Raw genomic sequence first — 22,454 nt, forward strand, 5'->3', positions numbered from 1 at the left:
CGAACGTAACGTGGCTGCGATTATCGGCGACGATTTTCGCAGTGCGATTACCCTCGCGAAGCTCAGTCGGCCAGTAATCCCTTGGCGATGTGGGTGACCTGCACCTCGTTGCTGCCGGCGTAGATCATCAGCGACTTGGCGTCGCGGGCGAGCTGCTCCACCCGGTACTCGGCCATGTATCCGTTGCCGCCGAACAGTTGCACGGCCTCCATCGCCACCTCGGTCGCCGCCTCCGACGAGTACAGCTTGATCGCCGACGCCTCGGCCAGCGTCAGCGGTTTACCGGACTGCTGGCGCTCGATGGTGTGAAAGACCATGTTCTGCACGTTCATTCGCGCGATTTCCATCTTGGCCAGCTTGAGCTGGATCAGCTGGAACTGGCCGATGTTCTTGCCCCACAGCGTGCGGCTCTTCGCGTAATCCACACACAGCCGGTGGCATTCGTCGATGATGCCCAGCGCCATCATCGCGATCCCGATCCGCTCGGCGGCGAAGTTGGCGCGGGCACTGTCGCGGCCGTCGCCGTCGGTGTGCTGTTCGCTCTCGCCGAGCAGCCGATCCGGGCTCAACCGCACGTTGTCGAAGAACAGCTCGCCGGTCGGCGAGGACATCATGCCCATCTTTTTGAACGGCTTGCCCTGCGTCAGGCCTTCCATGCCCGCGTCGAGCACGAACACCAGCACCGGGCGGTTGCGCTTGTCCACACTCGCGTCGCCCTCGTCGAGCTTGGCGTACACCACCAGGACGTCGGCGCAGGGCCCGTTGGTGATGAACGTCTTCTGCCCATTGAGGATGTAATCCTCACCGTCGCGTTTGACGTAGGTCTTCATGCCGCCGAACGCGTCCGAACCCGAGTCCGGCTCGGTGATGGCCCACGCCGCAATCTTTTCCAGCGTCATCAGCTCGGGCAGCCAGCGTTCCTTCTGGGCCAGGGTGCCGCGGCTCATGATGGTCGCCGCGCCCAGCCCGAGGCTCACCGACGCGGTGCTGAGCAACCCGATGCTGACCCGGGCGATCTCGGACACCAGCACCGCGATCATCGATCCCTGGGCGCCGCCGCCGAAACCGCCTGCGTCGTCCGGCTTTTCGTCGGACTTCTCGGCCGCCGGCGCCCCGTCGAGCTTGGCCCGCTCCCGGTCGAGCATCTTCTTGACCGACTCGGCGGCCATCGCGTCCAGCCCGAACTGGCTGAACAGCTTGCGCGCGATCGGGTAGGGCGACATTGCGCCGCTTTCCAATTCGTCGAGATGCGGGCGGATCTCTTTGTCGACGAACTGCCGAACGGCATCCCGGACCATCAGGTCGGTGTCGGACCACTCGATCATGGCGCCCTTAGCGTTCGGCGCGCTGGTAGGCGGTGACGACGGCGGCGCCACCCAAGCCGATGTTGTGTTGCAGTGCGGCGGTGACGCCCTCGACCTGTCGCTTGTCGGCGGTCCCGCGCAGCTGCCAGGTCAGTTCCGCGCACTGCGCCAGCCCGGTCGCGCCCAGCGGGTGCCCCTTGGAGATCAGGCCGCCCGATGGGTTGACCACCCAGCGACCGCCGTAGGTGGTGTCGTGGTTGTCGATCAGCTTGGGCGCCTCACCCGGTCCGCACAGGCCCAGCGCTTCGTAGAGCAGCAGCTCGTTGGCCGAGAAGCAGTCGTGCAGCTCGATGACCTGGAAGTCTTGCGGACCCAGCCCGGACTGGTCGTAGACCTGTTGCGCGGCTTGGACATTCATGTCGTAGCCGATGAGGTTCTTCGCGCTTCCGTCGAACGTCGAGGCGAAGTCGGTGGTCATCGCCTGGCCGACGATCTCCACGGCCTGGCCCGCCAGCCCGTGGCTGTCGACGAAACTTTCCGAGGCCAAAATCGCCGCGCCCGATCCGTCGGAGGTCGGCGAACACTGCAGCTTGGTCAGCGGGTCGGAGATCATCCGCGCCGCCAGGATGTCCTCGAGCGTGTAGGACTCCTGGAACTGGGCGAACGGGTTGTTCACCGAGTGCTTGTGATTCTTGTAGCCGATCTTGGCGAAATGCTCTGCGGTCGAGCCGTATTGCTTCATGTGCTCGCGGCCGGCGGCGCCGAACATCCACGGCGCGACGGGCATCGCGAACTCGTCGATCTCGGCCATCGCCTTGACGTGCTTGCCCATCGGCGATTCGCGGTCCTGAGCGCCGCCGCCCAGCGAACCGGGCTGCATCTTCTCGAAACCCAGCGCGATCGCGCAGTCGACGATGCCGCCGCGGATGGCCTGGGCGGCCAGGAAAAGCGCCGTGGAGCCGGTGGAGCAGTTGTTGTTGACGTTGACCACCGGGATCCCGGTCATGCCGAGCTCGTAGAGCGCGCGCTGCCCGGACGTCGAATCCCCGGCGACGTAGCCGACGTAGCCCTGCTGCACCTCGTGGTAGGCGATGCCGGCGTCCTTCAGGGCGTTGGTTCCCGATTCGCGCGCCATGTCCGGGTAGTCCCAGCCCTCGCGGCGACCGGGCTTCTCGAACTTCGTCATGCCGACGCCGACGACGTAAACCTTGTTAGACATCTTGCTGGACATCTTGCTGGACATCTTTGTCCCCTTCCGTATGCCGCCCAGACACTCAGTGTGCAACGTAGCCCAACCAACCGCTCGGCCGGGACCCGCTAGAGCATCGCCGGGCGGGATTCGATGGCCCGACTCCTCCTCAGTCCGTTCCGGACTGCATCGTCGCCGGGCGGGATTCGATGGCCCGACTCCTCCTCAGTCCGTTCCGGACTGCATCGTCGCCGGGCGGACAACAACGACCGACTTCGTCCCCGCGCCCTCGTCGCGCAGCAGCGCCATCACCCGGCCGTCGGGGCCGCACGCGGCGTAGACGCCGTCGATGCCGGCCGGCGGCAGGGACCGGCCGTTGCCGGCGGCCTCGGCCTCCGCGGCGGACAGGTCGCGGCGCGGGAAGATCAGCAGGCAGGCCTCGTCGAGGGTGTAGCTCAGCCGCGGCCGCTCCGCGAGCTCGTCGAGCGGATACGCCTGATCCAGCCCGAAGCGGCCGACGCGGGTACGCCGCAACGCCGTCAGGTGCCCGCCCACCCCCAGCGCGGCGCCCAGATCGCGGGCCAGCGCGCGAATGTAGGTTCCCGACGAGCAGTCGACCTCGACGTCGACGTCGACGACGTCTAGGCCCTGCGGCCGGGGACGGACGTCGCGCACGTCGAAGCGGTCGATGCGCACCGGGCGGGCCTCGAGCTCGACCGCCCGGCCCTCGCGGGCCAGGCGGTAGGCGCGTTTGCCGCCCACCTTGATGGCGCTGACGGTCGACGGCACCTGTGCGATGTCACCGCGCAGCCCGCCCACGGCGGTCTCGATCGCCTCGCCGACCAGGTGCCCGGCCGGGACGCTGTGCAGCGGTTCGCCCTCGGCGTCGTCGGTCGACGTGCTCTGCCCCAGGCGGATGGTGGCCGTGTAGGACTTGGTGGCCGCGGTCAGCAGGCCGAGGATCTTGGTGGCGCGCTCGACACCGATCACCAGCACCCCGGTCGCCATCGGGTCCAAGGTCCCCGCGTGCCCCACCCGGCGGGTGGAAAAGATCCGGCGGCAGCGGCCCACCACGTCATGGCTGGTCATCGCCGGCGGCTTGTCGACGACGACGATGCCCGGACCGCTCATAGGACGATGGCGGTGAGCACCAGCCCGCGCTCGACCGACCAGCGGCCCGCCAGCTCCGTCAGCGGTGGACCGGACAGCGCCGCCGGATCGATCAGGATCCGCGAGACGAAACTGCCCGTCGTCGCGCCGGGGCCGTCGGACTCGAACGTGATGTGAGCGTCCTCGAAGCCCAGCCACCGCTTGGTCAGCGGAAACCACGCCTTGTACGTTGCCTCCTTGGCGCAGAACAGGATTCGATCCCAATGCAGATCCCCCGACAGTCTGGCGGGGATCTCGGCGCGTTCGGCGGGCACGCTGATCGCGTTGAGCACGCCGTCGGGCAACACGTCGTGCGGTTCGGCGTCGATGCCTACCGAACGCAGCGCGTCCGTGCGGCCCACCACCGCGCCGCGGTAGCCCGTGCAATGGGTCAGGCTGCCGACCACGCCGTCGGGCCAGCAGGGTTCGCCCTTCTCCCCCTTGAGGATTGGCACGGGCGGCAGGCCGAGCTCGCCCAGCGCGATGCGCGCGCAGTGCCGCACGGTGATGAACTCGTTGCGCCGCTTGGCCACTGACCTCGCGATCAACGGCTCCTCTTCGGGCAGCGGCGCGAGATCGGGCGGATCGGAATACACCTCCGAGGAGGCCAGACCCTCAGAGGCCGGCAGCACGGAGGACACCAGCGTGTGCTCCCCCGTCATCGTGATTGCCGCTGCCGCAACCGTTCCCGGAACTGCGTGGCCTGCTGCCGCATCTCGGGGGTGATTTCGAAGTGGCCGCCGAAGTCGTTGAGGTCGCCCGGCGCGTACTGCGGATCCGGCAGCACCTGCCGCAGCCAGCTGGGCGGCTTGCGGCGCCGCCACTCCCGCGGATAGCCCACCGACACCTCCTCGAAGCGCACGTCGTCATACCACGTGGTGCGCGGGATGTGCAGGTGCCCGTAGACCGAACAGACGGCGTTGTAGCGGGTGTGCCAGTCGGCGGTCTTGGTGGTGCCGCACCACAGCGAGAACTCCGGGTAGAACAGCGCGTCGCAGGGATCGCGGACCAACGGAAAATGGTTCACCAGAACGGTCGGCGTCATCCAGTCCAGCTCTTCGAGCCGCCGCCGGGTGATCTCCAGGCGCTCGCGGCACCACGCCTCGCGGGTGGGGTACGGCTCCGAGGAGAGCAGGAACTCGTCGGTGGCCACCACGTTGCGGTCCCGTGCGATGGTCAGGCCCTCGGCTTTGCTCGTGGCCCCCTCAGGCAAGAAGCTGTAGTCGTAGAGCAGGAACATCGGCACGATCGTGGCCGGGCCGCCGCGCTCGGTCCAGACCGGGAACGGATGCTCGGGCGTGACCACACCCATCTCGTCGCACATGTTGACCAGGTAGTCATAGCGCGCCTTGCCGAAGATCTGCACGGGGTCGCGGGTAGTGGTCCACAGCTCGTGGTTGCCCGGCACCCAGATCACCTTAGCGAACCGGCGTCGCAGCAGGTCAAGGGCCCACCGGATCTCGTCGGTGCGCTCGGCGACGTCGCCGGCGACGATCAGCCAGTCCTCCGGCGACGAGGGATGCAGCGATTCGGTGACCGGCTTGTTGCCGAGGTGACCGGTGTGCAGGTCGGACACCGCCCACAGCGTCGGTTGCCCACCGTTGGTCGAGTCCTGCCCCGATCTCTGCCCAGCCACGAATAACCACCCTAACGACCCGAACCCGGCGGTCCCCTTTCGCGCCCGGTCAGCGGGTGAACTAGAACAAGTTCAGGTTTGCCTGTGACCTCGAGCGCGCGACTTGTACACTCCCCCGAAAGGACCGCTGCGGCGTCAGGGGGTGTCGTGTTCGCCAATGTTCGTCTGATGGGGGCGCTCGGTGCGCTGCTCACAGCGGCCATCGGGGGCACGGTGGGCTTGCTGTCCGGTTCCCCTGCCATGCAAGGCGGCGACGACCGCTCCGTCGAGCTGCGCTCGACCGCCCAGCCGATGGAAACCACGATGAAGAGCCCGATCGTGGCGACCACCGATCCGCGCCCGTTCGACGCGTGCGAGGACATCCCGTTCGACGTCGTCCAGCGGCTCGGGCTGGGATTCACACCGCCCGAACACGAGGACGGCCTGCGGTGCCACTTCGACGCCGGCAACTATCAGGTGGCCGTCGAGCCGATCATCTGGCGCACCTACGAGGCCTCGCTGCCCGCCGACGCCGTCGAGACGACGATCGCGGGTCACCGCGCCGCGCAGTACTGGGTGCTCAAGCCGACCTATCACAACAGCTACTGGTTCTACTCCTGCATGGTCGTGTTCAAGACCAGCTACGGGGTGCTGCAGCAGGCGCTGTACTACTCGACCGTCTACTCCGACCCCGAGGTCGACTGCATGCAGACCAACCTGCAGCGCGCCAACGACCTCGCCCCGTACTACAAGTTCTAGGGTGAGCATCACCTCGATCCGACCCGCCCAGCCGGCCCTGCATACCCTGAAACACCTGGGCGGCAAGGCCCTCGGCCGATTGCTGGGCCTGCCGCCGGCGACCACCGAATACACCGTGGAGCGCGTGCGCGTGCCGATGCGCGACGGGGTCGCGTTGGTGGCCGACCATTACGCGCCCGCCACCTCCACGGCCGTCGGCACCTTGCTGGTCCGCGGCCCCTACGGACGCGGTTTTCCGTTCACCCAGATATTCGGCGCGCTGTACGCGGCGCGCGGCTACCACGTGGTGCTGCAGAGCGTGCGCGGGACGTTCGGATCGGGCGGGGTTTTCGAGCCGATGGCCGACGAGATCGCCGACGGCGCCGATACCGTCGCGTGGCTGCGTGAGCAGCCATGGTTCACCGGCCACTTCGCCACTATCGGCATGTCGTACCTGGGATTCACCCAGTGGGCGCTGCTGCAGGACCCCCCGCCGGAACTGGCCACCGCGGTGATCGCGGTGGGTCCGCACGATTTCAACGAATCAGTTTGGGGTACAGGCGCTTTCGCGGTCAACGACTTCCTGGGCTGGAGCGACATGGTGGCGCATCAGGAGGACCCGCTGCGCGCCCGGTCCGCGCTGCGCCAGTTGCAGACCCGCCGCAAGGTGGCGCAAGCCGCCGCCGAGGCACCGCTGGGCGATGCCGCACGGGCCCTGCTCGGCACGGGGGCGCCGTGGTTCGAATCCTGGGTCGAACACAGCGATCCCGACGATCCCTTCTGGAATGCCTTGCGCTGCAACGAGGCGCTGGACCGCGTGCAGGTGCCCGTGCTGCTCATCGGCGGCTGGCAGGACATCTTCATCCGGCAGACGCTGCAGCAGTACGCGCATCTGCATGGCCGCGGGATCGACGTCGCGCTCACCGTCGGCCCCTGGACGCACACCCACCTGCTCACCACCGGGCTGGCCACCTGCGTTCAGGAGTCGCTGAATTGGCTCGACATCCACCTGGGCGACGTCCCCGCCGCGCGCCGACCCAGCCCGGTCCGGGTCTACGTCACGGGCGTCGACCGGGGCCAGGCCTGGCGCAGCCTGCCCGAGTGGCCGCCCGCCACCACTGAGCGCGCGCTGTATCTGCGGCCCGGCGGCTACCTGGGCGAGACCGCGCCGACGCTGAAAGGGCTGTCCCCGGCGACATTTCGGTATGACCCGGCCGCTCCGACACCCACCATCGGCGGCCCGCTGCTGTCCGCCAACGGCGGCTACCGCGACGACAGCCGGCTCGCGTCGCGGGACGACGTGCTGGCGTTCACCAGCGCCGCCCTCACCGAGGACGTGTACGCCTACGGCACCCCGGTCGTCGAGCTCGCGCACGGCGCCGACAATCCGCACGTCGACCTGTTCGTGCGGGTGAGCGAGGTCGATCCCAAGGGCCGGTCGCGCAACGTCAGCGAGGCCTACCGACGGTTGCCCGCCGCCGCGAAGACGAAGTCGGAGAAGGTCGTTCGTCTCGAGCTCGACGGCATCGCCCACCGCTTCCGCGCCGGCTCACGCATCCGGGTGCTGATCGCCGGCAGTTGGTCCCCGCGCTACGCGCACAACCTGGGCGGCGACGAACCGGTGCTGACCGCCCGGCGCGCCACCCCCGTGACCCACAGCGTGCGCTACGGGCGCTCCCGGCTGGTGTTGCCCGTCGGCCCGGCCGAGTTGTCAGCCAACGGCGGCGCGGACACGGGCGGCGACCGCGTCTAGCGCGGCTTTGCCATGAACGGGGTCGCGGACCGGCGCCGCCAACGGTCCGTGCACCGGCAGCTCCACCCAGCTCTTGCAGCCGGCGTATTCGGGGGTCCGGACGATGCGCACCGGCTCGGCCAACGGAGTCACCGACACCACCAGTACGGCCAGTTTGTGCTTGGGGCGAAAGTCCAGCCGGTCGGTGCGCACCGACTCGGGCGTCCAGATGTGCAGGTCCGCGATGCCGGCAAGGCCTTCTGACCGGTTAACCGGCACTGCCGCAACGACTTTCGCCGCGGCGCGGATCACCAGCTCGTCGTCGGTGCTGTCGGTGGCGGCGGGTTCGAGCAGGTCTTGATGTTCGGCGCGCACCCGCTCGGCGTGGCTGTGCGCGACCGTCGGGAACAACAGGAATTCGCGGGCGGCCAGTTCGAAGCGCTTCTCGCCGATGCCGCCCTTGCGCAGCAGTACCCGCTGGCGGCCGTCGAGCAGGGCGTGCACGGCGGCGCTCCACTCCTTGAGCGCGGGCATCGTGGCGGTCACCGTCATGGCGCACCGGCCAACCGGGCCACCACCTCGGGCCGGCGCAACGGCGGCACCGTCTTGGGCGGCTGACGGCGCGGAGCCAGCCCCGCGAGCAGCCGCGCCGTTGTCTCGGTCACCGCCGCGACCGCCTCCTCGAAGGCCTCGGCGTTGACGGCCGACGGGTGGGTGATGCCGCTGACCTTGCGCACGTACTGGCGGGCCGCCGCCGCGATCTCCTCGGCGGTGGCCGCCGGCTGTAGACCGCGCAGTTCGGTGATGTTCCGGCACATGATGCCCACGATAAGCGCTGCGCGCGGCGCTCTCCACCTCACGAGCAGACACCAAAGCACCTCCTGACCGGCGTGTCGTGGGGCCTTTGCGTCCGCTCGCGGGGCTATCTCTACGGTTGCATTCATGACCGACGAGATCCTGCTGATCGATACCGAGGAACGGGTCCGCACCCTGACCCTGAACCGTCCCCAATCGCGCAACGCGCTGTCTTCGGCGCTGCGGGACCGCTTCTTCGGGGCGCTGGCCGACGCCGAAACCGACGACGGCGTCGACGTCGTCATCGTCACCGGCGCCGACCCGGTGTTCTGCGCGGGACTCGATCTCAAGGAGCTCGGCGGTTCTTCGGCGCTCCCGGACATCTCGCCGCGGTGGCCGGCGATGACCAAGCCGGTGATCGGCGCGATCAACGGCGCCGCGGTGACCGGCGGGTTGGAGCTGGCGCTGTACTGCGACATCCTGGTCGCCTCGGAGAACGCCCGCTTCGCCGACACGCATGCCCGGGTGGGCCTGCTGCCCACCTGGGGGTTGAGCGTGCGGCTCCCGCAGAAGGTGGGCATCGGCCTGGCCCGGCGGATGAGTATGACCGGCGACTATCTGTCGGCCGCCGACGCGCTGCGCGCGGGCCTGGTGACCGAGGTGGTCCCCCACGAGCAGCTGTTGGGCGCGGCCCGCCAGGTCGCGGCGTCGATCGTCGGGAACAACCAGGAGGCGGTGCGGGCGCTGCTGGCGTCCTACCACCGCATCGACGACGCGCAGACCGGCGCGGGGCTCTGGCAGGAGGCGATGGCCGCCCGACAATTTCGGACCAGCGGCGCCGACATCGCCGCCAACCGCGAGGCCGTGCTGCAGCGCGGGCGGGCTCAGGTCCGCTGACCGGGGCGGTCCATTCCGCCGACCCCCCGCCACCCAATACGATCAGGTGATGCGCGCGGTCGTCGAAATCAGCAGGGCGCTCGCCGGCATGACGCTGGCGGCGTCGGCGATCGCGGTCGGTGCGCCGCACGCGGCCGCCCAGCCACCCCCGAAATTCCCGAATCTCGACGGCTTCACCGCCGTCCCGGCCGACGGCTACCTCAGCCCCGGTGCCGCGGGCGCCTCGCCGCGGATCAGTTTTTCCGCCCCATATGCGCTGGTCTGTGACTTCTACGGCGGGCCGGCGCCCGCGCCGCAACCCTCGCAGGACATCAAGTGCAAGGGCGACATGTCCGGCATGGACGACGTCCCCATCCCCGGGGGCCGCCCCCGGCCGGGCGACTGCGTGGTGGGTTCCGTCGACTTCAAGGGCCCCGGCTACCAGCTGAGCCGGATGTCCTACAGCGGATGCGACGGCAACCCGCCCGCGCTGCCCACGGGTGCCAAATTGTTGGCCGCGGGCCAGAAGCTGACCTACCTGAACGTCACCTGCGCGGTGGGCGCCGACAACCTGGTCGCCTGCCTGGACACCACCAGCGGCGATCACGGCTTCGTCCTGCAACGCTCGGGCAGCTGGGCGTTTTAGCCCGCCGTCGTGGCCGCCCAGCGGCCCGAGACCGCCCGCCAGCCCACGAAGATCAGCCGCAGCACCACGAACGTGGTCAGCCCGGACCAAATGCCCGCCAGCCCCCAGTCGAACACCAGCGACAGCCAGATCAACGGCAAAAAGCCGACCAGCGCGCTGATCACGGTGGCGGTGCGCATGAACGCCGCATCCCCCGCCCCCAGCAGCACGCCATCCAGCGCGAAAACTATTCCGGCAAAGGGTAATTGAGCCACCAGGAACCACCACGGCACGCTGATCGCGGCCAGCACCGATCGGTCGTCGGTGAACAGTTCGGGCAGCGCGGAGAACCCGACCGCGAACACCGCGGCCAGTAGCGCGGCGGCCGCCGTCGAGAACAGCGTCACCCGCCACGCCACCGACTTGGCATGCGCGGCGTCGCCGGCCCCCAGCGCGGCGCCCACCAGGGCCTGCGCCGCTATCGCCAACGAATCCAGCACCAGCGCAAGGAATTCCCACAGTTGCAGCACCACCTGATGCGCGGCCAGCGCCGAGGCGCCGAACCGGGCGGCGACCGCGCCCGCCGAAACGAAGCAGGCCTGAAAAGCCAACGTCCGCACCACCAGATCCCGGCCCATCACGAGCTGGGCTCGCAGCACGGCCCGGTCGAGCCGCAACGGTGCCCGCTCGGCCAGCAGCGCCCGCCCGAACAGCACCGCGGCCAGCCACTGGCCCACCAGATTGGCCACCGCCGATCCGGCCAAACCCCACTGCGGCAACCCCAGCCAGCCGTAGACCAACAGCGGGCACAGCAGCGCCGAAAGCCCAAAGCCGGCAACCACATAACGCAGCGGGCGCACGGTGTCCTGCACACCGCGCAGCCATCCGTTCCCCGCCAGCGACACCAGGATGGCAGGGGCGCCGAAGATCGCGATCCGCAGCCACGGCAGCGCCGCCGCGGCGATCGCCTCTCCCCCGCCTTTGCCGCCGGCGATGGCCGACACCAGCGGCACCGCGGCGGCCTGCACCACGATCACGACGAGCGTGCCCAGCCCCAGCGCCAACCACGTCGCCTGCACGCCCTCGGCCACCGCCGACGCCCGGTTCCCGGCGCCGAAGTGGCGGGCCGAACGTGCGGTCGTACCGTAGGACAGAAAGGTGAGGTCAGAACCCACCAGGCTGAGCAGCAGCCCGCCGATGGCCAGCCCGGCCAGGCTCAGGGCGCCGAGCCGGCCGACGACCGCGGTGTCGAAGAGCAGATAGAGCGGTTCGGCCGCGAGCACGCCCAGCGCGGGCAACGCCAGTCCGGCGATCCGACGGCCCCCGGCGTCAGGTCGATCGCCGTCGGTCACCCGAGCGCGGTGCGCAGCGCCACGACGGCGTCGTCGATCGTGCCGGTGGTCGAGTAGCCGGCCGCCAGCCGGTGCCCGCCGCCGCCGAACGCGGACGCGACCGTCGCCAGGTCCACCTCGGACTTGGCCCGCATCGACACCGACCACTGACCCGGCGCGATCTCCTTGAAGACCGCGGCCACCTCGGCCTGCTGCGTGGTCCGCACGATGTCGACGATGCTTTCGACTTCCTCCGGGCGCGAACCGATCCAATCCTGGTGGCCGACAACCGCATACACCAGACCCCGGCCGCCTGCCGCGTCCGGCAGCAACTGGGCCGACGCCAGCACGCGCGACAGCAGCGGCAGCCAGCCGAACGGGTGGGTGTCCATCAGGGTCCGGCTGATCGCGGCGTTGTCCACGCCGGCGTCGACCAGCCGGGCGGCCAGGCGAAGGGCACGCGCGCTGGCCCAGCGGAACGATCCGGTATCGGTCGTCAGGCCGGCGTAGATGCAGTGCGCGACGTCGGGATCGATGGGCTTGCCCCACGCGTCGAGAATGTCGGCGATCATCATCGTGGTCGAATCCGCCGACACGTCAACGAAATTGGCGGTGCCGAACATGTCATTGGAGGCGTGGTGATCGATCACCAGCACCTCGGCGCCCGAGACGGCCAGGTCGCTCAGCGCACCCAGCCGTTTGATGCTCGGCACGTCAACGGTGACAACGAGATCGACGTCGCGGCGCATCGCGTCCGGGCGCACCAGCAGCCGTCCGCCGGGCAGCGAGGCCAGCGATTCCGGCAGACCGGCGGGCTCGGCGAAACTGATCTCGACCCGCTTGCCGCATTTGTCGAGCACCAAACCCAGCGCCAAACCGGCGCCGATGGTATCGGCGTCGGGATGCACGTGCGCGATCACCGCGACGGTGGCGGCGTCCGACAGTAGTTCGACGGCGGTCGGCGCGTCGACGCGTGCTCCCACACCGGCCAGTTCAGTATTCGCGTTGGTCGTCGTCACCGATGCTCCCGTCGAGGCCGGGCTCGGCGCCCGATCCGCTATCCCGGTATGGATCGGCCTCCCCAGCCGGCTTGGCGCCCGAACGAACCCGCGCCAGATCAGCGTCCGCGGCGCGGGCCCGCGCCAGCAACTCGTCCATCCGTTGCACGTTGTCCGACGTGGTGTCGCGGGTGAACGTGAGGGTGGGCGTGAAGCGCACGCCGGTGCCCGCGCCGACCATGGTGCGCAGCGCGCCCTTGGCCCGCTCCAGCGCGGCCGCGGCGGCGCCGTAGTCCGGCTCGTCGTCCAGCGTGCGTCCCATCACCGTGTAGAACACCGTCGCGTCGTGCAGGTCGGCGGTGACCTTCGCGTCCACGATGGTGACCCCGTCCAGCCCGGGATCCTTGATCTCAAACTCGATCGCCGAGGCGACGATCGTGTTGATCCGCTTGGCCAGGCGGCGGGCCCGAGCGGGATCCGCCATCAGGCGCGTTCCTTCTGGACCAGCTCGTAGGACTCGATGATGTCGCCTTCCTTGATGTCGGAATAGCCCAGCGTCATACCGCATTCGAAGCCCTCGCGGACCTCGGTCACATCATCCTTTTCGCGTCGCAGCGAGTTGATCGTGAGGTTCTCGGTGACCACGACGTTGTCGCGCAGTAACCGGGCCTTGGCGTTGCGGCGCACCACACCGGAACTGATCATGCAGCCGGCGATGATGCCCACCTTGGAGGACCGGAAGATCGCCCGGATCTCGGCGCGACCCAGCTGGTTCTCCTCGTAGATCGGCTTGAGCATGCCGCGCAGGGCCTTCTCGATCTCGTCGATCGCCTGGTAGATCACCGAGTAGTAGCGGATCTCCACGCCCTCGCGGTTGGCCAGCTCGGTGGCCTTGCCCTCGGCGCGCACGTTGAAGCCGATGATCACCGCGTCCGACGCCGACGCCAGGTTGACGTTGGTCTCGGTGATGCCACCGACACCGCGGTCGATGACGCGCAGCGCCACCTCGTCGTCGATCTGGATGCCCATCAGGGCCTCCTCGAGCGCTTCGACCGTACCGGCGTTGTCGCCCTTGAGGATCAGGTTCAGCTGGCTGGTTTCCTTCAGCGCCGAGTCCAGGTCCTCCAGGCTGATCCGCTTGCGCGACCGTGCCGCCAGCGCGTTGCGCTTGCGGGCGCTGCGCTTGTCGGCGATCTGGCGGGCGATGCGGTCCTCGTCGACCACCAGCAGGTTGTCACCGGCGCCGGGCACCGACGTGAACCCGATGACCTGCACGGGCCGCGACGGCAGCGCCTCTTCGACGTCGTCGCCGTGCTCGTCGACCATGCGGCGGACGCGTCCGTAGGCGTCGCCGGCCACGATCGAGTCGCCCACGCGCAGCGTGCCGCGCTGGATCAGCACGGTCGCGACCGGTCCGCGGCCGCGGTCCAGGTGCGCCTCGATCGCGACACCCTGGGCCTCCATGTCGGGGTTGGCCCGCAGGTCCAGGGCGGCGTCGGCGGTCAGCAGGACCGCCTCGAGCAGCTGCTCGATGTTGGTGCCCTGCTTGGCGGAGATGTCGACGAACATCGTCTCGCCACCGAAATCCTCTGCCACCAAACCGTATTCGGTGAGCTGTCCGCGGATCTTGGCCGGGTCGGCGCCCTCTACGTCGATCTTGTTGACCGCCACCACGATTGGCACGTCGGCGGCCTGCGCGTGGTTGATGGCCTCCACCGTCTGCGGCATGACGCCGTCGTCGGCGGCGACCACCAGGATCGCGATGTCGGTGGCCTTCGCACCGCGGGCACGCATGGCGGTGAACGCCTCGTGACCCGGGGTGTCGATGAAGGTGATCGGCCGCTCGTCGCCGTCGTGCTCGACGGACACCTGGTAGGCGCCGATGTGCTGGGTGATGCCGCCCGCCTCGGCCTCGCGCACGTTGGCCTTACGGATGGTGTCCAGCAGTCGGGTTTTACCGTGGTCGACGTGACCCATCACGGTCACCACCGGCGGGCGCGTCTGCAGGTCTTCCTCGGTGCCTTCGTCCTCGCCGTAGGTCAGGTCGAAGGACTCGAGCAGCTCGCGGTCCTCGTCCTCCGGGCTGACGACCTGGACGACGTAGTTCATCTCGCTGCCCAGCAGCTCGAGCGTCTCGTCGCCCACCGATTGGGTGGCCGTCACCATCTCGCCGAGGTTGAACAGCGCCTGCACCAGCGAGGCCGGGTTGGCGTTGATCTTGTCGGCGAAGTCGGAGAGCGATGCACCGCGCGCCAGCCGGATCGTCTCGCCGTTGCCGTGCGGCAACCGCACACCGCCGACGACGGGCGCTTGCATGTTCTCGTATTCGGCGCGTTTCGCCCGCTTCGACTTGCGGCCACGCCGGGGCGCGCCACCGGGACGGCCGAACGCGCCGGCCGCGCCACCGCGCTGGCCGGGACGACCACCGCCGCCACCGGGACGGCCGCGGAAACCGCCGCCACCTCCGGGCGGGGCGCCGACTCCGCCGCCACCGCCGCGGTAGTTGCCGCCTCCCCCGTCACGGCCGCCGGGACCACCGGGCCGGCCGCCGCCGGGGCGCGGGGCGCCGGGGCGCGGCGGGCGACCCTGTCCGGCCGCACCGGCGGGCCGGGGGGGCATGTTGCCCGGCGAGGCGCCGGGTCGCGGCGCGCCCGGGCGGGGCGCCCCGGGGCGGGGCGCCGGGCGCGGGATGGGCCGGTCGACGGGCTGCGCCGACGAGAACGGGTTGTTGCCGACGCGCGGGGCGCGGGGCTTGGGGATGGGGCCGGGGCGCGGGCCCGGTGTCATGCCGGGGTGCGGCGCCTGGCCGGGTGCGGGCGGCTTCGGCTGGCCGGGCGACGGCGCCGAGGGCCGGCCCCGGTCGCGCCGGGGCGTCGCCGGGCGCGGCTCCGGAGGCCTGGGCGGCGGACGTCGCCGCGCCGCCGGGCTGGGCGGGCGATGCCGTCGCTTCGCCGTTGCCGCCGGCCTTGTTGATCGCGTTGTCGAGGGCCGCGTCGAGCGACTTGTCGCGAGCCTTGGCGTCCCCTGGCGCGGGGGCCTTGGCCGCGCCCCTGGCGGCCTTCGCGGGGGCCTTCGCAGAGCCTTCAGCAGCGGGCTTGCCGCCCCCGAAGGACTCGCGCAGGCGGCGAGCGACCGGCGCTTCTACCGTCGACGATGCGGATTTGACGAATTCGCCCTGATCATTCAGCCGGGCGAGGACTTCCTTACTGGTGACACCGAGTTCCTTAGCCAACTCGTGTACGCGGGCCTTACCTGCCACTACATCTCCTGTCTATGAGGCGACAGTCGTGGGGCCGGCGCCTCGGGTTTAGCTATGACGCATGGTCATCGGGACTTCACGGTGTGCTCATGTTCTTTGCTACCTGTTCTGTTGCCGGGCGATCGGGCGCACTCAGAGACTCTATGTGCTCGACCACCGCGGAGGTGTCCGGTGAACCGGTGATGCGCAGCGCTTTGGTGAAAGCCCGCCGCCGGATCGCCTGTTGCGCGCACTGCGACACGGGATGCAGCCACGCACCCCGCCCCGGCAGGCTACTGCCTGTGTCAACGATCACGGCGAATTCGCCGTTCCCGGTCGGCACAGCCACCACGCGAAGCAGTTCGACGGCCAACTCTCGCTTTCGGCACCCGATACACGTCCGCACGGGTCCACCCATGTGTCGGTGCGCCCTTCTGGGTTTCGGAGGCCGAAGGCTCACGCTGGATCAGGAGCTAGTCTAGCGTCACCGAATCGATGGTCAGAACCGCCCGAGGGTGGCCGGTGCGCCGCTAGCGGTCGTGGGCCATTCCGTGGGTGGCGCCGTGTTCGGGCTCGTTCTCCGGATGCCCGCCGGTACCGGCGGGCGAGTCCCCGCGGATGTCGATGCGCCAGCCGGTGAGCCGGGCGGCCAGCCGCGCGTTCTGCCCCTCTTTGCCGATGGCCAGTGACAACTGGAAGTCGGGAACGACCACCCGGGCGGCGCGCGCGGACTGGTCGATGATCGACACCGAGACCACCTTGGCCGGAGACAACGCGTTGGCGACGAAGCGGGCCGGGTCCTCGTCGTAGTCGATGATGTCGATCTTCTCGCCGGAGAGCTCGCTCATGACGTTGCGGACCCGCTGCCCCATCGGGCCGATGCAGGCGCCCTTGGCATTCAGGCCGGGAAGGTTCGACTTCACCGCGATCTTGGAGCGATGCCCGGCCTCCCGCGCCACGGCCACGATCTCGACCGACTCGTCGGCGATCTCGGGAACCTCCAGGGAGAACAGCTTGCGAACCAGGTTGGGGTGGGTGCGCGACAGCGTGATCAGCGGCTCGCGGGCCCCGCGGGTCACCCCGATCACGTAGCACCGCACGCGGTTGCCGTGTTCGTAGCTTTCGCCGGGGACCTGTTCGGCCGCCGGGATCACACCTTCGGACGCCTTGGTCTCGGTGCCCATCCGGACCACCACCAGGCCCCGCGCGTTGGCCCGGCTGTCCCGCTGGATGACGCCCGCGACGATCTCGCCCTCACGCGTGGAGAACTCGCCGTAGGTCCGCTCGTTCTCCGCATCGCGGAATCGCTGCAGCATCACCTGGCGTGCGGTGGTGGCGGCGATGCGCCCGAAGCCCTCGGGGGTGTCGTCCCATTCACTGATGACGTTGTCGTCTTCGTCGGTCTCGCGGGCCATCACCCGCACGACGCCGGTCTTGCGGTCGATCTCGATCCGCGCGTCGTTCTGATGCCCCTCGGTGTGGCGGTAGGCGGTGAGCAGCGCGGACTTGATCGTCTCGAGCAGCTCGTTGACCGAGATGCCCCGATCCACCTCGATCGCATGCAGTGCGGCCATGTCGATGTTCATCTGCGCCGCTCCTCCTCATCGCTACGCTCCGCATCGTCGCCGGCGCGGTTCATCTGCGCCCGCTCCTCCTCATCGCTACGCTCCGCATCGTCGCCGGCGCGGTTCATCTGCGCCCGCGCCTCCTCATCGCTACGCTCCGCATCGTCGCCTCGACCCGTACCCGCCAGTTCCAGTTCCGCTTGGGCCGGGGGCGAAAACTCCACCTGGACAACAGCTTTGACGACATCACCGAGCGGGATCTCGCGTATCGCCCAGTCCCGGCCCGCGCGCACCACCAGCGCGACGGCGTCCTCGTTCGTCTCGCCGATGCGCCCGGTCAGCGTGGATCCGTCGGACAGGGCGACGTCGACCTTGCGGCCGCGGGCGCGACGGAAGTGCTTGGCGTTGGTCAGGGGGCGGTCCACGCCGGGCGAGGAAACCTCGAGCACGTAGTGGTCGCCGATGGTGTCCAGTCCGTCGAGCAGCGCCGATGCCGAGCGCGACAGCGTGGCCGCGGTGTCCAGGTCGAGGCCGTCGTCGCCGTCGGCGATCACCGTGATGCGTGGGGGGCGGGTGCGCGCGTCGATGACCACGTCTTCGATCTCGTATCCCGCGCGCGCAAACTCTCCATCGAGTAGCTCGATCACCTGCGTCTGCGACGGTAGCCCGGTGGTCACGGCGAGCTCCTCATCTTGAGTTGTCCGGTCATCTGGCGGATGTCGCCGCCGCGATGGCTTCGCGTCCGGCTTCCGGTGCCCCGGCGGAGAACATGCTGGCTGTCCTCTGCGAGAACCAGCTATCCACGATACGCCAGGAATCGCGGATGGCGGCGCGATCGCGTGCTGGCTTCATGCCCGCCGCCGCACCGGTGGCAGGATGTGCTTGTGCCTAGCGCAGTTCCGTTCGTCAACCGGCGAGACGTCCTCTCCGGCGGCGTCGCCTTGGCCGCGCTGGGGGTGGTCTCCGCGTGCGGCAAGTCCGCGCCCAAGCCCCCGCCCGTCGAACAACTGCTAGGACCGTTGGACCAGGCGCGTCACGACAGCGCGCTGGCGACGGCCGCCGCGTCGGCCCTCGGGAACCCCCCGCAGGTCGCCGCCGCGCTGACGGTGGTGGCGAGCCAACGCGCCGCGCACGCCCGCGCGCTGTCCACCGAGATCTCGCGAGCTGCCGGCAAGCTCGCCGCGCCGTCTTCGAGCGAAACGACCAGCCCGAGTCAGGCCGAACCGGCCGGGCCCCCGCCTCCCCCGCCGCCGGTGGCCGATGTGATCAACGCCCTGCACGCCTCGGCCGACAGCGCGGCTCGCCTGGTGGGCACCGAATCCGGCTACCGGGCGGGCCTGCTCGCCTCGATCGCCGCGTCCTGCACGGCGTCCTACACCGTGGCGCTGGTGCCCGGGGGGCCGTCGATATGAGTTCGGGAAAGGACGCCGACAACGCCGCGCTGTCCGACGCGCTGGCCATCGAACACTCGACGATCTACGGCTACGGCATCGTCTCGGCGCTATCGCCGCCCAGCGTGAACGACATGGTGGTGGAGGCCCTCGAGCAGCATCGGCAGCGCCGCGACGACGTCATCGCGATGCTGACCTCCCGCAAGGTCACCGCTCCGGTCGCCGCGGCCGGTTACCAGCTGCCCCTGGTGGTCGGCAGCCCGGCGGACGCGGCGCGGCTGGCCGCGCGGATGGAAAACGACGGCGCGGGCGCGTGGCGGGTCGTCGCCGAGCACGCCGAGACCGCCGAGGACCGGGCGTTCGCCTCGACCGCGCTGATTCAGAGCGCGGTCATGGCCGCCCGATGGAACCGCGTGTTGGGCGCCTGGCCGATCACGACGAGCTTCCCGGGCGGCAACGACTAACCGTTGAGCACGGCGGCGATGTCGGTGGCCAGCGACGGCCCGGTCCCCAGCTCGCGGGTCTGCCCGCCGAAGCGGTCGCGCAGCTCCACCACGCCGTCCGCCCAGCCGCGGCCCACCACCACGATCCAGGGCACGCCCAGCAGCTCGGCATCCTTGAACTTCACGCCCGGAGACGCCTGCCGGTCGTCCAGCAGCACGTCGACGCCCAGGCGGTCGAGCTCGCCGGCGAGCTCGGTGGCCCCCGCGCGAGCCTGCTCGTCCTTGTTGGCGATCACCAAGTGGACGCCGAACGGGGCGACGGCCGACGGCCACCGCAGCCCCAGCTCGTCGTGGTGCTGCTCGGCGATCACGGCCACCATCCGCGAGACGCCCAGACCGTAGGAGCCCATGGTCAGGCGCACCGGCTTGCCGTCCTCGCCCAGCACGTCGGCGGTGAAGGCGTCGGTGTATTTGCGGCCCAGCTGGAAGATGTGCGCGACCTCGATGCCGCGCGCGGACACCAGCGGGCCCGCGCCGTCCGGCGAGGGGTCGCCGTCGCGCACCTCGGCGGCCTCGATGGTGCCGTCGGCGGTGAAATCCCGGCCGGCCACCAGCCCGACGACGTGGCGGCCCGGCTCGTCGGCCCCGGTGATCCAGGCGGTGCCGTCGACCACCCGCGGATCAACCAGGTAGCGAACACCGTTGTCCCGCAACGCTTTCGGGCCGATATACCCCTTCACCAGGAAGGGGTACTTGGCGAAGTCGGCGTCGTCGAGCAGCGCGTAGTCGGCCGGTTCGAGCGCCGCGCCCAGCCGCTTGTCGTCGACCTCGCGGTCGCCGGGCAGCCCGATGGCCAGCAGCTCCCAGTCCCCGCCCGGTTCGCGCACCTTGAGCAGGACGTTCTTCAACGTGTCGGCCGCGGTGACGGTTCGGCCCAGGTCGGCGGTGTTGGCCCAGTCCACCAGGGTGGTGATGGTCGGGGTGTCGCCGGTGTCGTGGACCACGGCCTCGGGCAGCCCGTCGATCGGTTGCGCCTCCGGGCGCGCGGTGACGACGGCCTCGACGTTGGCCGCGTAACCGGACTCCAGGCAGCGCACGAAGGTGTCCTCGCCGACCGGGCTTTCGGCCAGAAACTCCTCGGAGGCGCTGCCGCCCATGGCGCCCGAGACCGCCGAGACGATGACGTAGCGCACCTGCAGGCGCGCGAAGATGCGCTGATAGGCCTCGCGGTGCGCGTGGTAGGCGGCCTTGAGCCCGGCGTCGTCGACATCGAACGAGTAGGAGTCCTTCATCAGGAACTCCCGCACGCGCAGGATGCCGGCCCGCGGCCGCGCCTCGTCGCGGTACTTGTTCTGGATTTGGTAGAGCAGGACCGGAAAGTCTTTGTAGGAGCTGTATTCGCCCTTGACGGTCAGGGTGAACAGCTCTTCGTGCGTCGGGCCCAACAGGTAGTCGTTGCCGCGGCGGTCTTGGAGCCGGAACACCGAGTCGCCGTATTCGGTCCACCGGTTCGTCGTCTCGTAGGGCGCGCGGGGCAGCAGGGCGGGAAACAGGATCTCTTGCCCGCCAATGGCATTCATCTCCTCGCGGACGATGCCCTCGATGCGGCGCAGCACCCGCAAGCCCAGCGGCAGCCAGCTGTACAGGCCGGGCGCGACGGGCCGGATGTAGCCGGCCCGGATCAGCAGCTTGTGGCTGGCGACTTCGGCGTCGGCGGGATCGTCGCGCAACGTGCGCAAAAACAGCTGGGACATCCGGGTGATCACAGCGGGCTAGCCTAGCTTGCTGGGTGAGACTGACAGGCGGGGCCGCCGCTGGGTGTGAGCTACAGCTCCCCGGCGTCCATCGCTTCCTTGACCTCTTGCGCGTGCGCGACCTGGTCGGGGGTGTAGCCGATGAGCAGGGCCGCGGCGCCGACGATGACGGCCACACCGGCCACCCACAGCAGGCCGTAGGTATAGCCGTGGTCGAGCGCCTGCAGCTGCGCGTCGTTCATGGTCTTCACCGGGCCGGTGGTACCGCCCAAATACAGTGTCCGCGAAGTGATCACGGCCTGGATGACGGCCAACACGAGCGGGCCACCGAGGCTTTGCAGCATCAACGTCACCGCGGAGACGGGACCGATCTGGTCGAAACCCACGCCCGCGATTGCCGACAGCGTCAGGGGCACGACGGCCATCCCGATGCCGATCCCGCCGACCACGATGGGCAGCACCAGGTTGGGGAAGTAGGCGACGCCGCGGTGCATGAACGCCCAGCCGTACAGCATCGCCCAGAAGAGCAGGATGCCGCCGCCGATGGTCAACACCCGCGGCGAGAACCGCGACACCAGCTGGGAGGAAATGCCGAGGCCGATTCCCATCGCGATGACGAACGGGATGAAGCCGACGCCGGCGTGCAGCGCGCTGTAGCCGAGGATGTCCTGCACGTACAGGCCGATGCACACGGTCAGGCTGAACATCAGCCCGCCGGCCAAGAAGATCGCGATGAAGGTGACCAGGCGGTTGCGGTCACGGAAGAGATCGAACGGCACGACGGGGTTCTCCGCGGTGCGCTCCACGATGATGAAGCCCATCGCCGCGAGCATCGCCACCACCCCCGAACCGATGGTGGTGATCGACACCCAGCCCTTTTCCGGGCCCATCGAGAAGGCGAACACCGCGGCGGTGCACGTCAGGGTCGCCAGCATGGCGCCGGTGGCGTCCAGCTTCATCCGCTCCCGGTTGGTCTCGCGCAGCGCGGTGCGGGCCAGGTACATCATCACCAGGCCGATCGGCACGTTCACCAGGAACGCCAGCCGCCACGACACCTCGGTCAGCGCTCCCCCGACCACGAGGCCCATCACCGAGCCGACGGCCGTCATCGCGGCGAAGACCGCGGTCGCGAAGTTGCGCGCCGGCCCCTTGGGGAAGGTGGTCGCTACCAGCGCGAGGCCCGTCGGCGAGGCGATGGCCGACCCGACGCCCTGCGACAGCCGGGCGATGACCATGGTCGCCTCGTCCCAGGCGACCGCGCACAGTACGGAGGAGATGGTGAACAGCGCGACACCGACGATGAACGTGCGCTTGCGCCCGATGGTGTCGCCGAGCCGCCCGCCGAGCAGCATCAGCCCGCCGAACGTCAGCACATAGGCGGTGATCACCCAGCTGCGGCCGGCGTCGGACAGGCTGAGCTCGTTCTGGATCTTGGGGAGCGCGACGATCGCGACGGTGCTGTCCATCGTCGCAAGCAGCTGCATACCCCCGATGGCGATGACGGCCGCGATGAATCGTCGCGACGGCAGCCACGCCGGGTAGTACTTGCTGATGCGATTGGAGGCGGTCTCCGCCGGGGGCTTTGCGGCGGTCTCCGCCGTGCGCACCGGGGCCGGACGATCGGGGCGTGCAGACGTCCAGTTTTGGACAGCGCGCTCTGAGTCGTTGAGAGCCGTCATAAAGGGTTACCTTACAGTAATCTTAAGAAGCG

General features: G+C 69.6%; 20 protein-coding genes and 2 pseudogenes. 6 read left to right on the forward strand and 16 right to left on the reverse strand.

Going from position 1 to position 22,454, the window contains the following annotated elements:
- Window positions 1-62: 62 nt before the first annotated feature.
- The 5 genes from G6N26_RS09390 to G6N26_RS09410 form a co-directional block, all read right to left on the reverse strand.
- Window positions 63-1,325 carry an acyl-CoA dehydrogenase family protein gene (locus tag G6N26_RS09390; RefSeq protein ID WP_083017417.1) on the reverse strand — a complete coding sequence of 421 codons (1,263 nt, stop codon included), beginning with the start codon at window positions 1,323-1,325 and terminating at the stop codon, window positions 63-65.
- Window positions 1,326-1,332: 7 nt separating this feature from the next.
- A complete protein-coding gene (locus tag G6N26_RS09395) occupies window positions 1,333-2,523 on the reverse strand; it encodes a lipid-transfer protein (protein WP_179960358.1) in 1,191 nt (396 codons plus the stop codon).
- 195 nt (window positions 2,524-2,718) lie between these two features.
- On the reverse strand, window positions 2,719-3,624 hold the full coding sequence (truB, locus tag G6N26_RS09400; RefSeq protein WP_083017420.1) for a tRNA pseudouridine(55) synthase TruB: 906 nt from the start codon (window positions 3,622-3,624) through the stop codon (window positions 2,719-2,721).
- Window positions 3,621-4,304, reverse strand: coding sequence for a 4'-phosphopantetheinyl transferase PptT (gene pptT / locus G6N26_RS09405; protein ID WP_083017422.1), 684 nt, complete (start codon window positions 4,302-4,304; stop codon window positions 3,621-3,623). Before pptT ends, truB begins: the two co-directional genes overlap by 4 nt.
- Entirely contained in the window at window positions 4,301-5,278 is a 978-nt protein-coding gene (locus G6N26_RS09410) for a metallophosphoesterase family protein (protein ID WP_083017424.1), read from the reverse strand. Before G6N26_RS09410 ends, pptT begins: the two co-directional genes overlap by 4 nt.
- Before the next feature lie 147 nt (window positions 5,279-5,425).
- Between G6N26_RS09410 and G6N26_RS09415 the strand changes: the two genes are divergently transcribed.
- Window positions 5,426-6,016 carry a DUF3558 domain-containing protein gene (locus G6N26_RS09415; protein WP_083017427.1) on the forward strand — a complete coding sequence of 197 codons (591 nt, stop codon included), beginning with the start codon at window positions 5,426-5,428 and terminating at the stop codon, window positions 6,014-6,016.
- Between the two features lies 1 nt (window position 6,017).
- Window positions 6,018-7,748: a CocE/NonD family hydrolase gene (locus G6N26_RS09420; protein ID WP_083017430.1), complete on the forward strand. Its 1,731-nt coding sequence runs from the start codon at window positions 6,018-6,020 to the stop codon at window positions 7,746-7,748.
- Here the strand turns inward: G6N26_RS09420 and G6N26_RS09425 are convergent.
- A complete protein-coding gene (locus tag G6N26_RS09425) occupies window positions 7,707-8,279 on the reverse strand; it encodes a DUF1802 family protein (protein ID WP_083017432.1) in 573 nt (190 codons plus the stop codon). The two genes, G6N26_RS09420 and G6N26_RS09425, sit on opposite strands and share 42 nt — an antisense overlap.
- Entirely contained in the window at window positions 8,276-8,545 is a 270-nt protein-coding gene (locus G6N26_RS09430; protein ID WP_067176424.1) for a DUF2277 family protein, read from the reverse strand. The genes G6N26_RS09425 and G6N26_RS09430 overlap by 4 nt, the downstream gene beginning before the upstream one ends.
- A 124-nt stretch (window positions 8,546-8,669) precedes the next feature.
- On the opposite strand from G6N26_RS09430, the gene G6N26_RS09435 reads away from it, so the two are divergent.
- A complete protein-coding gene (locus G6N26_RS09435) occupies window positions 8,670-9,419 on the forward strand; it encodes an enoyl-CoA hydratase (RefSeq protein ID WP_067176421.1) in 750 nt (249 codons plus the stop codon).
- 49 nt (window positions 9,420-9,468) lie between these two features.
- Window positions 9,469-10,044, forward strand: a complete 576-nt coding sequence (locus G6N26_RS09440) for a hypothetical protein (RefSeq protein ID WP_067176418.1) — start codon at window positions 9,469-9,471, stop codon at window positions 10,042-10,044.
- On the opposite strand, the gene G6N26_RS09445 is transcribed toward G6N26_RS09440, so the two are convergent.
- From G6N26_RS09445 to rimP, 7 genes and pseudogenes are all read right to left on the reverse strand, one after another.
- Window positions 10,041-11,375 (reverse strand): MATE family efflux transporter, encoded by a 1,335-nt coding sequence (locus G6N26_RS09445; RefSeq protein WP_067176416.1) that lies wholly within the window; start codon window positions 11,373-11,375, stop codon window positions 10,041-10,043. The genes G6N26_RS09440 and G6N26_RS09445 overlap by 4 nt on opposite strands.
- Window positions 11,372-12,373: a DHH family phosphoesterase gene (locus tag G6N26_RS09450; RefSeq protein ID WP_179960309.1), complete on the reverse strand. Its 1,002-nt coding sequence runs from the start codon at window positions 12,371-12,373 to the stop codon at window positions 11,372-11,374. Before G6N26_RS09450 ends, G6N26_RS09445 begins: the two co-directional genes overlap by 4 nt.
- Entirely contained in the window at window positions 12,348-12,836 is a 489-nt protein-coding gene (rbfA, locus tag G6N26_RS09455) for a 30S ribosome-binding factor RbfA (RefSeq protein ID WP_008258717.1), read from the reverse strand. Before rbfA ends, G6N26_RS09450 begins: the two co-directional genes overlap by 26 nt.
- Window positions 12,836-15,611 (reverse strand): annotated as a pseudogene (infB, locus tag G6N26_RS09460) (translation initiation factor IF-2). The gene rbfA and the pseudogene infB overlap by 1 nt, the downstream one beginning before the upstream one ends.
- A gap of 76 nt (window positions 15,612-15,687) precedes the next feature.
- Window positions 15,688-15,963 (reverse strand): YlxR family protein, encoded by a 276-nt coding sequence (locus tag G6N26_RS09465; RefSeq protein ID WP_067166163.1) that lies wholly within the window; start codon window positions 15,961-15,963, stop codon window positions 15,688-15,690.
- Between the two features lie 157 nt (window positions 15,964-16,120).
- A complete protein-coding gene (gene nusA, locus G6N26_RS09470) occupies window positions 16,121-17,176 on the reverse strand; it encodes a transcription termination factor NusA (RefSeq protein ID WP_067166159.1) in 1,056 nt (351 codons plus the stop codon).
- Window positions 17,177-17,310: 134 nt separating this feature from the next.
- Window positions 17,311-17,832: pseudogene (gene rimP / locus G6N26_RS09475) on the reverse strand (ribosome maturation factor RimP); the annotation flags it as partial.
- Between the two features lie 207 nt (window positions 17,833-18,039).
- Between rimP and G6N26_RS09480 the strand changes: the two are divergent.
- A complete protein-coding gene (locus tag G6N26_RS09480) occupies window positions 18,040-18,567 on the forward strand; it encodes a hypothetical protein (RefSeq protein WP_067166155.1) in 528 nt (175 codons plus the stop codon).
- On the forward strand, window positions 18,564-19,010 hold the full coding sequence (locus G6N26_RS09485; protein WP_067166151.1) for a ferritin-like domain-containing protein: 447 nt from the start codon (window positions 18,564-18,566) through the stop codon (window positions 19,008-19,010). The genes G6N26_RS09480 and G6N26_RS09485 overlap by 4 nt, the downstream gene beginning before the upstream one ends.
- On the opposite strand, the gene G6N26_RS09490 is transcribed toward G6N26_RS09485, so the two are convergent.
- Together G6N26_RS09490 and G6N26_RS09495 are read right to left on the reverse strand one after the other, a co-directional pair.
- Window positions 19,007-20,755: a proline--tRNA ligase gene (locus G6N26_RS09490; protein WP_067166148.1), complete on the reverse strand. Its 1,749-nt coding sequence runs from the start codon at window positions 20,753-20,755 to the stop codon at window positions 19,007-19,009. The two genes, G6N26_RS09485 and G6N26_RS09490, sit on opposite strands and share 4 nt — an antisense overlap.
- A gap of 59 nt (window positions 20,756-20,814) precedes the next feature.
- Window positions 20,815-22,422, reverse strand: a complete 1,608-nt coding sequence (locus tag G6N26_RS09495; protein ID WP_067166144.1) for an MFS transporter — start codon at window positions 22,420-22,422, stop codon at window positions 20,815-20,817.
- Window positions 22,423-22,454 lie beyond the last annotated feature (32 nt).

The organism is Mycobacterium marseillense (assembly GCF_010731675.1).
Classification (GTDB): domain Bacteria; phylum Actinomycetota; class Actinomycetes; order Mycobacteriales; family Mycobacteriaceae; genus Mycobacterium; species Mycobacterium marseillense.